The 12869-nt window shown below is 74.7% G+C and carries 10 protein-coding genes; 4 read left to right on the top strand and 6 right to left on the bottom strand.

Going from position 1 to position 12869, the window contains the following annotated elements; translation table 11 throughout:
* Window positions 1-87 precede the first annotated feature (87 nt).
* Genes AB0C33_RS23740 through AB0C33_RS23730 form a run of 3 tightly spaced genes read right to left on the bottom strand, consistent with a single transcriptional unit; the run spans window position 88 to window position 5660 of the window.
* Window positions 88-1803, bottom strand: coding sequence for an acetolactate synthase large subunit (locus tag AB0C33_RS23740; RefSeq protein ID WP_358291448.1), 1716 nt, complete (start codon window positions 1801-1803; stop codon window positions 88-90).
* A 51-nt stretch (window positions 1804-1854) separates the two neighbouring features.
* Window positions 1855-5145, bottom strand: a complete 3291-nt coding sequence (locus AB0C33_RS23735; RefSeq protein WP_358291446.1) for a BTAD domain-containing putative transcriptional regulator — start codon at window positions 5143-5145, stop codon at window positions 1855-1857.
* A gap of 47 nt (window positions 5146-5192) precedes the next feature.
* Entirely contained in the window at window positions 5193-5660 is a 468-nt protein-coding gene (locus tag AB0C33_RS23730) for an ATP-binding protein (protein ID WP_358291444.1), read from the bottom strand.
* Between the two features lie 195 nt (window positions 5661-5855).
* On the opposite strand from AB0C33_RS23730, the gene AB0C33_RS23725 reads away from it, so the two are divergent.
* Entirely contained in the window at window positions 5856-6116 is a 261-nt protein-coding gene (locus AB0C33_RS23725; protein WP_358291442.1) for a hypothetical protein, read from the top strand.
* 35 nt (window positions 6117-6151) lie between these two features.
* Here AB0C33_RS23725 and AB0C33_RS23720 read toward each other — a convergent pair whose 3' ends face one another.
* A complete protein-coding gene (locus AB0C33_RS23720) occupies window positions 6152-6835 on the bottom strand; it encodes a DUF2267 domain-containing protein (RefSeq protein WP_358291440.1) in 684 nt (227 codons plus the stop codon).
* Between the two features lie 61 nt (window positions 6836-6896).
* Window positions 6897-9179 carry a xanthine dehydrogenase family protein molybdopterin-binding subunit gene (locus AB0C33_RS23715; RefSeq protein WP_358291438.1) on the bottom strand — a complete coding sequence of 761 codons (2283 nt, stop codon included), beginning with the start codon at window positions 9177-9179 and terminating at the stop codon, window positions 6897-6899.
* 88 nt (window positions 9180-9267) lie between these two features.
* Here AB0C33_RS23715 and AB0C33_RS23710 point away from each other — a divergent pair, with 88 nt between their 5' ends.
* Complete coding sequence (locus AB0C33_RS23710) at window positions 9268-9750, top strand: MSMEG_6728 family protein (protein ID WP_358291436.1); 483 nt, start codon at window positions 9268-9270, stop codon at window positions 9748-9750.
* Here AB0C33_RS23710 and AB0C33_RS23705 read toward each other — a convergent pair.
* Window positions 9739-10776 (bottom strand): carboxymuconolactone decarboxylase family protein, encoded by a 1038-nt coding sequence (locus tag AB0C33_RS23705; protein ID WP_358291434.1) that lies wholly within the window; start codon window positions 10774-10776, stop codon window positions 9739-9741. The genes AB0C33_RS23710 and AB0C33_RS23705 overlap by 12 nt on opposite strands.
* Before the next feature lie 166 nt (window positions 10777-10942).
* On the opposite strand from AB0C33_RS23705, the gene AB0C33_RS23700 reads away from it, so the two are divergent.
* Together AB0C33_RS23700 and AB0C33_RS23695 are read left to right on the top strand one after the other, a co-directional pair.
* Window positions 10943-12073, top strand: coding sequence for a sensor histidine kinase (locus AB0C33_RS23700; protein ID WP_358291432.1), 1131 nt, complete (start codon window positions 10943-10945; stop codon window positions 12071-12073).
* Window positions 12070-12729, top strand: a complete 660-nt coding sequence (locus AB0C33_RS23695) for a response regulator transcription factor (RefSeq protein WP_358291430.1) — start codon at window positions 12070-12072, stop codon at window positions 12727-12729. Before AB0C33_RS23700 ends, AB0C33_RS23695 begins: the two co-directional genes overlap by 4 nt.
* Window positions 12730-12869: the final 140 nt, after the last annotated feature.

Below are 12869 nucleotides of genomic sequence, written 5' to 3'. Positions count from 1 at the left end.
CCACCTCGGTTCCGCGGCCCGGGCCGCCCCGGGTCAAGGAAGCTTAAATGAGGGTCGGCACCTTTGGCTGCTTTGTTACGACTTGACTCATTCGTCATCTCCCCAGTTCGGAGCCAGGTTCCTGGCGATCCGGATGTCGTCGTTGCTCGTGCCGGCGGGCACCATGGGCCACACCATCGCGTCCCGGTGCACGACGAAGTCCACCACCACCGGCCGGTCGTCGATCGCCATGGCCTGCTCGACGGCCGCGTCCACGTCCTCGGGGCGCTCGCAGCGCAGGCCGTGGCAGCCGTACGCCTCGGCCAGCGCGACGAAGTCCGGGATGCGGCGGGCGGCTCGCAGGTCGGTGTTGGAGTGGCGGCCGTCGTACATGAGGGTCTGCCACTGGCGGACCATGCCGAGGCTGCCGTTGTTGATGACGGCCACCTTGATCGGCACGCCCTCCAGCGCGCACACGGCCAGCTCCTGATTGGTCATCTGGAAGCAGCCGTCGCCGTCGATCGCCCACACCGTGCGGTCCGGGCAGCCGATCTTGGCCCCCATCGCGGCGGGGATCGCGAAGCCCATCGTGCCCGCGCCGCCGGAGTTGACGAACGAGCCCGGCCGCTCGTGGGCGATGAACTGGGCGGCCCACATCTGGTGCTGGCCCACGCCGGAGGTGTAAACGGCCTCAGGACCGGCCAGGGCGCTCAGCCGCTGCATGACGTACTGCGGGGCGAGCGCGCCCTCGACCGTCTCGTAGCCCAGCGGGTACGTGCGCCGGTACCCCTCCAGCGTGCGCAACCAGTCCGCCCGGTCGCCGGGCCGGCCGTCCAGGGCGGCGGTCAGCTCGGCCAGCACCTCCTTGCAGTCGCCCACGACGGGCACGTCGGCGTGCCGGTTCTTGGAGATCTCGGCCGGGTCCACGTCGGCGTGCACGACCTTGGCGTGCGGCGCGAACGTGCCCAGGTCGCCGGTGACGCGCTCGTCGAACCGGGCGCCGAGCGCGACGATCAGGTCGGCCCGCTGGAGGGCTCCGACGGCCGCGACCGAGCCGTGCATGCCGGGCATGCCCATGTGCAGCGGGTGGCTGTCGGGGAACGTGCCGCGGGCCATGAGCGTGGTGACGACCGGGATGCCGGTCAGCTCGGCCAGGCGCAGCAGCTCGGCGGACGCGCCCGCCTTGTGCACGCCGCCGCCGACGTACAGGACCGGCCGCCGGGCCGTGGCCATGAGCTCGGCGGCGGCCCTGATCTGCCGGGCGTTCGGCCGGGTGACCGGGCGGTAGCCGGGCAGCCGCATGACCGGAGGCCAGACGAAGGCGGTCTCGGCCTGGAGCGCGTCCTTGGTGATGTCCACCAGCACCGGACCCGGACGGCCGGTGGAGGCGAGGTGGAACGCCTCCATGATCGTGCGGGGGATGTCGGCCGCGTCGGTGACCAGGAAGCTGTGCTTGGTGATCGACAGGGTGATGCCCGTGATGTCGGCCTCCTGGAAGGCGTCCGTGCCGATCTGCGAGCTGGGCACCTGGCCGGTGATCGCGACGATCGGCACCGAGTCCATGTAGGCGTCGGCGAGCGGCGTCACCAGGTTCGTGGCCCCCGGGCCGCTGGTCGCCATGCAGACCCCCACCTTGCCGGTGGCCTGCGCGTAGCCCTCGGCCGCGTGCCCGGCGCCCTGCTCGTGCCGGACCAGCACGTGCCTGATCGAGGTCGAGCGGTACAGCGGGTCGTAGGCGGGCAGGACGGCGCCGCCGGGGATGCCGAACACGGTGTCCACGCCGACCCGCTCAAGCGCCCTCACCAAAGCCTGCGCACCCGTCATCCCGCACTCCCCTCCCGGCGATCGTCAGGAGAGTTGATCAGGGGGCTCTTGTCATCCGCTGGTGGCCAGTTGCAGGTGCTTGCGGCCGGGCCCCCGGCGGGCCTCGGCCGCCCGGTCGCGCCACCAGGTCAGGCCGTTGCGGGCGGCCAGCCGTTCGAGCTCGGTCAGGTGCCGGACCGCGCTCTCGTGCCGGCCGGTCGCCTCGGCCAGCAGCGCGAGGTGCCAGTCCACCGGCCCCACCCAGGCGCAGGCCGACAGGACGGTGATCCGGCCGCCGAAGGGCAGCAGCGCCTCGTAGAGCAGGCGGCACTCGTGCACCCGGCCGAGCGCCGCCGCGGCGGCGGCCCGCAGGCACAGGGTGGACGGGCGCGACCGGTCGAGCAGCGGTTGGCCGTCCAGCTTGCGGGCCTCGTCCAGGCGGCCCTGGGCGTGCCGGTGGAGGGTGCGGGCGGCCTGGTCGAGGGCGTGGTTCGCGCCGCGCAGGACGTCGATGAGCGGGCCCGCGGCGGCCATCGTGCCCCGGTGGTAGTCCAGGGCCAGGCGGCCGGCGGTCACCGCGCGGGTGGCGTGCCAGATGCCGAGGCAGGACGCCTGGTCGGCGGCGTCGGCGTACAGGTCGTCCGCCTGGTCGAAGTGGCCGCCGAGCACCAGCCGGCCCGCCCGCCACAGCGTGTGCTGGAAGCGCGGCCAGGGCAGCGGGAGCCGGTCGAGCAGGTCGTCGCAGCGGGCCGCGGCCAGGTCGGCGCCGGTGACGTCGAACAGCTCCAGCCGATTGTGGGTGTCCATCATGTTCGCCAGCAGCTGGTAGGCCGGCTCGCCGTCCGCCAGCTCGTGCAGCTCGGCGGCGAGGTCCGCCAGCTCGTGCACGTGCGGCGGACGCGGCAGCGACAGGTGCCTGGCATTGAGCGCGCGCATCAGCAGCCGCCGGTCGCCCAGCCGCCGGGCCATGGCCACGGCCTGCGCGGACAGCCCCTCGGCCCGCGGGTCGCCGGAGGCGTCGTAGAGCTCCTGGGCCAGCCCGGCCAGCAGCATCGCGCGCTCGGGTCCGTCCGGTTCCGGCAGCTCGCGCAGCGCGTTCTCGAAGCGGCGGACGAGCAGCGGGTCGGCCGCGCCGTACGGGTCCCGCAGCGTCCAGATCGTCGGCGTGTCGAACGAGGTCAGCGCCCGGACCCGGAGCGCCGCTCCCCCGTCCGTGACGCGGTCGGCCGCCCGCACGGCCTGGTCCCTGACCCGGCGGGCGGCGGCCGGCTCGCCCGCCGCGAGCAGCGCGCGCACCTGCCGCAGCAGCAGCTCCACGTGCTCGGCCGGGTCGCCGCCGCAGGCGTCGTGCGCGGTCACCGCGTGCCCCAGCCAGGACGCGGACTCGGCGTAGCCCAGGCGCAGCTCGGCCTGCTCGGCCGCGGCCCGCGCCCACCGCACCGCCTCCCCGTACGCCACCGGACCGGCCTGCACGGCGTGGTGGGCGATCACCTCGACGTCGGTCGCCGGACGGGCGGACAGCGCGGCGGCCAGGTCCCGGTGCAGCGCCGCCCTGCGCAGCGGCGGCAGGTCCCTGACGAGCGCCTCGCGCACCAGGTCGTGCACGAACGCCAGCCGCCCGCCGGCCCGCGCCGCCAGCAGGCCGCCGCGCACGGCCCGGTCGAGCGGCCCGTACGCCTCCTCCCCCGCGACCCGGGCCACCACGGCCGGGTCGAACTCCCGGCCGGCCAGCGCCGCGACCGCCAGCACGTCCGTGACCCCGGCGAGCGCGTCCAGCCGCAGACGGACCAGCTCGGTCACCGCCTCGGGCACCTCGTCCACATCCGGGTTCTGGGCCAGCAGCCTGATGCTCTCGCGCAGGAAGAACGGGTTGCCGCCGGTGCAGTCGGCCATCCTGGCGCACGACTCGTCGTCCAGCTCGACGCCGAGGTCGGCCGCGATGGCCCGGACCGCCTCGGGGCCGACGCCGGTCAGGCGCACCCGCGACAGGTCGTAGCGGACCAGCCGCCCGAGCACGTCGCCGGTCCCGGTGCGGAAGGCCGCGACCAGCGTGACCGCGCCGCCGCGCAGCAGCATGACCAGATGCCTGAGCAGGTCGAGCGAGGCCGGGTCGGCCCATTGGAGATCGTCCAGGACGATGACGAGCGGCTGGGCGCGCGAGGCCGTGACCAGCCACCGGGCGGCGGCCTGGTTCCGGCGCGACAACAACGCCTCGGCCGGGCCTCCGGCGTCCGGCGGTGCTTCGGGGCGGGCGTCGAGGAGGCCGGACAGGGGCTCGCGGTCCGGCGGCGGGCAGTGCGGCTCCAGCGCCTGGAAGACCTGCGTCCACGGCCACAGCGCGGGCGTGCCCTCGGCGTCGTGGCAGCGTCCGTGGAGCACGAGCCGGCCGAGCCGCGCGCAGTGCTCGCCGAACGCCTCCAGCAGCCGCGTCTTCCCGATCCCCGGCTCACCGCTGACCTCGGCGACCGCGAGCCCGGCGGGCGCGGCCCGCTCGGCCACCGCCACCAGCTCGGCCAGCTCGGCCTCCCGCCCGTGCGGGACGTCCAGGGGGCCTGGCGCGGCCACCAGCGCCGGAGTGTCGTCCACCGGCGCGAGCGAGCCGGCCTGGCGCAGGATGTCCGACTCCAGCGACCGCAGCTCGGGCCCGGGATCGAGGCCGAGCTCCTCGGACAGCCGCCTGGCCGCCGTGCGCAGCACGGCCAGCGCCTCGGCCTGGCGGCCGGTGCGGTACAGGGACAGCGCGAGCAGGCACCACAGGCGCTCGCGCAGCGGGTTGGCGACGGTCTCGGCCTCCAGCTCGGTGATCAGCGCCTGCGGACGGCCCAGGTCGAGCAGCGCGCGGGCCCGCCGCTCGACCGCGACCAGGCGCAGCTCGCGCAGGCGGCTCACCTCGACGATCGCCCACGGCTCGTCCTGGAACTCCTCGTACGGCGAGCCGCGCCACAGCCCGAGCGCCTCCTCCAGGCAGGCCAGCGCCTCCTCGGCCGACCGGAACTCGGCCCGGTTCACCAGCTCGGCGAAGCGGAGCGCGTCCACGTCGGCGGCGGCCAGCAGGTAGCCGGGCGGGCGGGCGATCAGCGTCCTGGGCCGGGCGCGCGGCCCCCGGTCCGGCTCGATCGCGCGGCGCAGGTTGGAGACGTAGGAGTGCAGGGTGGGCAGGGCGCTGGGCGGGGCGGCGTCGCCGTACAGGTCGTCGATCAGCGTCTCGGCGGGGACCACGGCCCCCTGCGCGACCAGCAGCCGGGCCAGCACGGCTCGCGGACGGGGGCCGCCGAGACCGACCGCGCCCCCGTCGGCGTCGCGGACCTCCAGCGGCCCCAGAACTCGGAATTCCACGTTGTCCCACTCATCGGCTTCGTCCAAATTGATCACAGTATGGTCGGGCCGACTTGCAGGAGACTGGAAACCCCCTACGTGCCCGCCCTGATCGGCACGACGTTGCCGGGCCCGCCGCGGCGTGGCAGCGCGAACCAGGTGGCCTTGCCGACCAGGTCGGGGTGGGTCAGGTAACGCTGGGGATGGCAGCCGTAGAAGCCGTCGGAGAGCCGGGCGACGATGCGCAGCCCCCGTCCGTGCTCGGCGGACGGGTCGGGGACCGAGGGGGCGGGCAGGGGCGGGCCGGCGTCCACGACGACGCACATGACCTCCTTGGCGTCCACGTGCAGGAGCAGCTCGTAGGGGCCCTCGCCGTACATGAACGCGTTGGTGACCAGCTCGCTCACCATGAGGACGGCGTCGTCCACGACGTCGTCGTGCAGGTCGAGCCCGGACAGCTCCTCGCGGACGATCGACCGGGCGTGGCCGACGGTCCGGGCGTCCGGGCGCAACGGCCATACGTACTGCATCCGGCTCCGCCGGGCCGACCGCAGCCTGGACATGGCCTCTCCATCCTGGGAAGGGCGGCGACGAATGCTCGTTTCAGTCAACACGAGACCTGCCTCCGAGTTGTCGGACATGCGGCTGTCCAAACCTGTACGCACGCAAGGGCCGTTCGGGTCGAACGTTTTCCGAGAAATCCTGACTTTCTTCGCGGTCCGACATGTCTTCCCAGGTCAGCGGGTACGGACAGGGCCATGAGCAGTCCTGACGAGAACACCCCCGAGACCGACACCACGCCGCTCCTCGACGCGGCCAGGCGTCCGGCCGAGCGCCCGGGTGAACGTCCGGGTGAACGTCCGGGTGAGCGCCCGGCCGGGCGTCCGGGCGTGGCGGGGAGGATCCCGGCGGAGCACAAGACCGCCGGGCAGGCGGCGCTGGAACAGGCCCTGTCGCAGTCGGGCAAGCACCTGGAGGACCTGACCGGCGAGACGACGCCCGACCGGCCGCGCGGCTAGCCAGGCCCGCGCCCCGAGACCGGCCGGGCCCGCGGCTACGGGCGGCCGATGCCGGCGCCCACCTCCTCGATGAGGTCGTCGACCCGCCTGGCCAGCTGCACGTCGAGGGCCGTCACCGCGCCCACGGAGACGGTCCTGACCACGATGGCCAGGCCGTCGGCGGTGTCGTGGAGCTGGGGCTGCCGGCCGTAGGTGGCCTTGAGCCGGTCGAGCGCGCGGCGGACGGCACGCAGGTTCTCCCGCGGCAGGGAGATCTCGCGGCGCAGCGCCGAGCGGTCGCCGGTCCACAGCGGCAGGGTGGCGAGGGCCGCGGCGATCTCGTCGGCGGTGAGCGGGGCGGCGTGCCCCTTGGGGCCGGTGATGCCGCCGCCGCTGTCCGGCGGGTCGAACAGGGGGCGTACCTGCTCGGGGATGTGCAACCGGGCGATCAGCTCGGGGTCCTGCTCGGCGACGGCGGCCAGCACGGCCTGGGCCCTGATCCTGGCCTGCTCGGGCGGACGACGGCCGAGCAGCGCCGCCTGCCGGACGAAGCCCTCCTCGGTGCCGTCGTTGCGCGGATGGTCCATGGGGAAGTCGTTGGTCAGCTCGGGCGGCAGGGCGTCGATGAGCTCGCGCCGGTCGTCGTCGTCGAGTGTGCGGGCGAGCGTGGTCAGCGTGGCCTCCGCCGCCGCTCTGGCCGGGCCGGCGCCCAGGCCCGTCATGCGGCCGATGGACGCCAAGAGTGCACGATATTCCATGATTCGTCCCCCGATCCGAACCTTCAGGCTCCTCGTGCCCAGGTCAGAGGTGCCGACACCTCCACACGGCCTGAGGGGTGAGGGGCACGTCGGTGACGCGTCCGGCCAGCTCGGGCATGGCGGCGGCGACCGCGTTGCCGATGGCGGCGGGCGGGCCGATCGTGCCCGCCTCGCCCGCCCCCTTCATGCCGCCCGGGGTGAGCGGCGAAGGGGTCTCCAGCAGCACGACCTCGATGTCGGGCACCTCGCGGGTGGTCGGCAGCAGGTACTCGGCGAGCGGCTGCCCGTCCTCGGTGTGGACGATCTCCTCGGTCAGCGCCATGCCGATGCTCTGCGCGACCCCGCCGCGGATCTGGCCCTCGACCACGGACGGGTTGACCAGCGTCCCGGCGTCGTTGACCACCCAGTAGCGCTCCACCTCGACCGCGCCGGTCTCGGGGTCCACCGCGACGGCGGCGGCGTGCGCGCCGTAGGCGAAGGTGTAGGCGGCCGGGTCGTAGCTGACCCGCTCCTCCAGCCCCGGCGTGACGCCTTCGGGCAGGTCCCAGGCCCGCCAGGCGGACGTGGCCAGCTCCCGCAGCGACACCGACGCCCGCGGGTCGCCCTTGACGCGCACGCACTCCTCGGCGATCTCCAGGTCGCCGGGCGCCGCCTCCAGCCGGTGGGCGGCGATGGCCAGCAGCTTGTCCCGCAGCCGGGCGGCGGCCTGGACGAGCGCCCCGCCGCCGACCGCCAGCGACCGGCTGGCGATCGACCCGATCGACGAGTACGGCGTCGCCGCCGTGTCCCCCAGCACCACCCGCACCTGCTCGATCGGCACCCCCATCCGGTCGGCCGCGACCTGGGCCAGCGCGGTCTCGATGCCCTGCCCGATCGAGACCACCCCGGACGACACCACCACCGACGCGTCCGGCTCCATGCGCAGCACCGCCGTCTCGTAGCCGCCCGCCTGGATGCCCGACGCCTTCATCTCCATCGACGGGCCCAGGCCGGTGGTCTCGACGTGGCAGGAGTAGCCGACGCCGCGAAGGCGGCCGTCGTCCACGCCGGTGACCGGGGTGACCAGGTCGCGCAGGGTGCGCAGGGCCCGGGGGTAGTCGCCGGAGTCGTACTGCTGGTAAACCCGGCTCGTGCACGGCAGCTCGTCCGGCGTCAGCATGTTGCGCAGCCGCAGCTCGACCGGGTCCAGGCCGAGCCGCCGGGCCGCCTCGTCGATCAGGCGCTCCCTGGTCCAGGTGCACTCGGGCTGCCCGAAGCCGCGGTAGGAGCCGGTCGGGGTGGTGTTGGTGACCACTCCGCGCACCCGTACGCCGACCCGCTCGAACCGGTACGGCCCCGGCAGCAGGGTGGCCGAGACCGCGAAGGGCGAGATGCCCACGTTCGAGGGATGGGCGCCGAGGTCGCCGAGGATGTCGGCGTCCAGGGCGACGAACCGGCCCTGGCCGTCGAGCGCCAGCCTGGCCCGGTGGACGGCGGCCCGCGCGGGCAGGGTCGCCGTCAGCCGGTCGCCGGGCGACTCGGTCCAGCTCACCGGGCGGCCCGTCCGCATCGCGGCCAGGCAGACGAGCGCCTCGTCGGGGTAGACGTGCTCCTTGCCGCCGAACCCGCCGCCGACGTCCCGGCTGATCACGCGTACCCGGTCGTGGGTGAGCCCGAACGCGTCGGCCAGGTGCTCGCGCACGTGGTGCGGGGCCTGGGAGGAGAGGTGCACGGTCAGCTCGTCGTCGGCGTAGGAGGCCACCACGCCGCGCGGCTCGACGGGATGCGGCGAGATCCGTCCCATCCTGAACGTCATCTCGACGACGTGCTCGGCGGACTCGACGAACTCCGCGCAGTCGGCGTCGCCGAGCAGGAAGTCGGTGACCAGGTTCGTGCCCCACTCGGGGTAGAGCAGCGGCGCGTCCTCGTCGAGTGCGCGTTCCGCGCCGACGGTCGCGGGCGACTGGTCGAGCTCCAGGTCCAGCAGGTCCGCGGCGTCGCGGGCGGCGGCGGGGGTGCCGGCCACGACGACGGCGATCGGCTGGCCGGCGTACCTGATCGTGTCGTCGAGCACCCGGTAGGAGGTCAGCCGCTGGCCGGGGGCGAGGGTGACGCAGGGCAGCAGCAGCAGCTCCGCGGCGTCGGCGGGGGTGATGACGTCGAGCACCCCCTCGACCGTCCAGGCCGCCTTGGCGTCGCAGCCGAGGAGCCGTCCGTGCGCGACGGGGCTGCGCACCACCACCGCGTACGCCATGCCGGGCAGGCGTACGTTGCCGACGTATCTCCCCTTTCCGGTCAGCAGTCTGGCGTCTTCCCTGCGAGGCGTCCGCGCGCCGACATAGCCCATGGGCCGATTGTGCGCGCCGCGAGCCGTGCGGTCCATATACGATCTCGCGGGGCGGCAGGCGGGAAAGACCAGGTCAGCGGGGGCGTAGATGCAGACATTTCTTCCGTATCCGGATTTCGCGGCCAGTGCCGGAGTCCTGGACGCGCTGCGGCTGGGCAAGCAGCGGGTGGAAGCTCTGCAGGTGCTGCGCGCCCTGACCGTCCCCGGCTACGGCTGGCGCCACCACCCCGCCGTCAAGATGTGGGCCGGCTACGAGGAGGCCCTGGTCCGCTACGGGCTCGACGTGTGCGAACGCTGGTGCTCGACCGGCCGGGCCGACACCTGCGCGGCCACGATGTCCGTCGAGCTGGGCCGCGCCTGCGGCACCCCCGTCATCCGCACCCAGCACGAGCTGGCGGCGGCCGGCGAGCTGCCGCCCTGGCTCGGCGACGACGCCTTCCACCTCAGCCACCGCTCCGCCCTCCTGCGCAAGGACCCCGATCACTACCGCCCGCTCTTCGGCGACGAGCCCGACGACCTGGAATACGTCTGGCCCGCCTCGGGCCGGCCCCCCGCCTGCCTACCGGCCTGACCTGCCGCCGGCGCCCACGCGGGTCCCGGTGAGGACGCCCTCCGCGTGCCGCGTCGCCATGGCGGCGCCGAAGGCGACGAGCCGCACCAGGTCCTCGTCCGTCGTCGCGGCGCCGCGCCAGGCGGCGACGTCCGCGTCGGTGACCCGGTAGGGCGCGAGGGCGGCGAGCAGCGCGAGCCTGGCTCCCGGCCGTTCCCCGCCGGGCACGCCGGTCAGCGGGCCCGACAGCCAGTCGCCGCCCATCGGCGGGTGCTCGCCGTCCCAGGCCGCGACCGCCTCGGTGACGGCCGTCCGCGCCGCCTCGCCGAGCAGCTCCCCGCCCGTCACCGCGACGGCCATGAGCGTGGCGTACGCCGTGCCGACCGGCGTGCCGGCCGCCCAGGCGGGCTCGGGCGCGGAGGGCAGGCCGTCCAGCACGTCCAGGCCCGCGCCGGGCGGGAGTTCCCTGCGCACCGTCCGGGACATGGCCCGGCCGCCGACGCTGCGCACCAGGCGCGACTTCTGCAGGTTGCCCGGCAGCAGGTTCTCGGTGAGCAGGGACGAGGCGATCCGGTTGACGAAGTGGAAGGTCAGCGCGGTGCCGACGTACGCGGGCGCCTCCTCCGCGGAGAAGGGCGCGGGCACCCGCCGGTCCTTGGCCCACCGCAGCAGCGCGGCGTGCCCGGGATCCGCCGGCACGCCCCCGGCCGCGACGGTCTCGGCCAGCCTGTGGTCGCCGGTGGCGTGCAGCAGCGTCGTGTGCGCGGCCACGCAGAACGGGCACCGGTTGGCCAGCGACACCCCCAGCGCCACCACCTCCCTGCCGGTCCTGGACCCCGGCCCGGCCAGCAGCGACTCCCGCAGCAGCGCCCAGGTCCCGGCCAGCACGGCGGGCGCGGGCGACAAGGTCAGGAAGACCGCCATGCGGGCCATGCCGAAGTCGTCGGCGAGGCGGGCGTAGACCTCGGCCACCCGGCCCGTGGCGTCCTGCGGCCGGACGGGCGTGACGTAGCGGAACTGGCCTGCGGCCGTCTGCGTCGTGTTCATGGTCGCCATGGTGGGCCGCGGGACGGGCCGGAGTCGTCCTGCCCGGGATGACTTCCGCGGCTACGGCGCGGGGCGCAGAGGCGGACGGCGTACGACGGCGGGAGTAGTCCCCCATTCCGCCCATGTGAGGACGATTATCGACACATCAGGCTCTACTGTGCTTGGCATGAGCTTGCGATGGCACCCCGCCGTCATGGACGCGGCGCTCGCGGCGGTGGTGGCCGTGCTGCTGACGGCGACCGTGGTGGCCACGCCGGACGCGGGGCCCGCGGACTACGCTGCCGTGCTCGCCGGGTCGCTCGCGCTGGTCGCCTGGCGGCGGGCGCCGGTCCCGGCGCTGCTGGTCACCACGCTGTGCATGCTGGTCTACTCCGCGCACGCCCAGCCCGGCCCGCCGGCCGCCTTCCCGGTGATGGTGACCGTGTTCGCCACGGTCAGGGCCGGTCACCGGGCGCTCGCGGCGGCGGCCGGCGCGGTGTTCCTGGGCGGGACCCTGGCGGTCAACCTGGCCACCCCCGACGGGCAGACCGCGCAGGAGATCGTGCAGAAGACGACGCTGCTGCTCGGCTGGTTCCTGGCGGCCGGGGTGACCGCGACCGTGACCCGGCACCGGCAGGCGTACCTCGTGCAGGTCGAACAGCGGGCCGCCGAGGCCGAGCGGACCCGCGAGGAGGCCGCGCTGCGCCGGGCGGGCGAGGAGCGGCTGCGCATCGCCAGGGAGCTGCACGACTCGCTCACCCACACCATCTCCGTCATCAAGGTGCAGGCGGGCGTGGCCGTGCACCTCGCGCGCAAGCGCGGCGAGGAGGTGCCGGCGGCGCTGCTGGCCATCCAGGAGGCCAGCGGCGAGGCCATGCGCGAGCTGCGCGCCACGCTGGAGGTGCTGCGCGAGGACGACGACGCCCCCGCGGCCAGCGGCCTCGACCGGCTCACCCACCTGGTCGAACGGGCCCGCTCGACCGGCGTCCCGGCTACGGTGACGGTCACCGGCGACCGCCGCGACCTCCCTGCCGAGGTCGACCGGGCGGCCTACCGGATCGTCCAGGAGGCGCTGACCAACGTCTCCAAGCACGCCGGGCCCGCCACCGCCTCGGTACGCGTCGACTACGGCAAGGAGGAGCTGATCGTGCAGGTGGACGACGACGGCCGCGCCAACGGCGGCCCCTGCGACCCCGGCGTGGGCCTGCTGGGCATGCGCGAGCGCGTCACGGCGCTCGGCGGGCGGCTGGCGACCGGGCCGCGTCCCGAGGGCGGGTTCACCGTGCGCGCCGAGCTGCCGCTGCAGGAGGCCCGGTGATCCGCGTGCTGCTGGTGGACGACCAGGCCCTCATCCGCGGCGGCTTCCGCGCCCTGCTGGAGGCCGAGGACGACATCGAGGTCGTCGCCGAGGCCGCCAACGGAGAGCAGGCGGTCGCCCTCGCCCTGGAACACCGCCCCGACGTGGCGCTCGTGGACGTGCAGATGCCCGTCATGGACGGCATCGAGGCCACCAGGCGGATCGCCGCCGACGACCGCCTGGCCGGGGTCCACGTGGTGATCCTGACCAACTACGGCCTGGACGAGTACGTCTTCCAGGCCCTGCGCGCCGGCGCGAGCGGCTTCCTGGTCAAGGACACCGAGCCCGCTGACCTGCTCCAGGGCGTCAGGGTGGCCGCCCGCGGCGACGCCCTGCTCTCCCCCGCCATCACCCGCCGCCTGATCGGCGAGTACGTCGCCCGCCGCCCCGAGCCCGAGCCCCAGGGCCTGGACGTGCTCACCAACCGCGAACGCGAGGTGACCGCCCTGGTCGCCCGCGGCATGTCCAACGACGAGATCGCCGCCCAGATGGTGATCAGCCCGACCACCGCCAAGACGCACGTCAGCCGGGCGATGACCAAGCTGCACGCCCGCGACCGCGCCCAGCTCGTGGTCTTCGCCTACGAGTCCGGCCTGGTGACCCCGCGCGAGCGCTGACCCGAGGCTTGACCGTCAAGGAACGCGGTCCCTCCGCATACCCGTCCCGGACTGAGTACACTCGGGCACGTTCAACGGCCGAGACTTGTACGGCGAGGCTCTTGGCCCGGGGCGGTGGCCCCTCGGCCCCCGTCCCTCTG

This window comes from Nonomuraea sp. NPDC048881, assembly GCF_040649795.1.
Classification (GTDB): domain Bacteria; phylum Actinomycetota; class Actinomycetes; order Streptosporangiales; family Streptosporangiaceae; genus Nonomuraea.
This window is presented reverse-complemented; position numbering and strand designations above follow the sequence as displayed.

Bases quoted from the DNA above. Each gene is read 5' to 3' on its own strand.
- AB0C33_RS23740 (WP_358291448.1), bottom strand. From the start codon at position 1,803: ATGACGGGTGCGCAGGCTTTGGTGAGGGCGCTTGAGCGGGTCGGCGTG.
- AB0C33_RS23730 (WP_358291444.1), bottom strand. From the start codon at position 5,660: ATGTCCAGGCTGCGGTCGGCCCGGCGGAGCCGGATGCAGTACGTATGG.
- AB0C33_RS23725 (WP_358291442.1), top strand. From the start codon at position 5,856: ATGAGCAGTCCTGACGAGAACACCCCCGAGACCGACACCACGCCGCTC.
- AB0C33_RS23715 (WP_358291438.1), bottom strand. From the start codon at position 9,179: ATGGGCTATGTCGGCGCGCGGACGCCTCGCAGGGAAGACGCCAGACTG.
- AB0C33_RS23710 (WP_358291436.1), top strand. From the start codon at position 9,268: ATGCAGACATTTCTTCCGTATCCGGATTTCGCGGCCAGTGCCGGAGTC.
- AB0C33_RS23705 (WP_358291434.1), bottom strand. From the start codon at position 10,776: ATGAACACGACGCAGACGGCCGCAGGCCAGTTCCGCTACGTCACGCCC.
- AB0C33_RS23700 (WP_358291432.1), top strand. From the start codon at position 10,943: ATGAGCTTGCGATGGCACCCCGCCGTCATGGACGCGGCGCTCGCGGCG.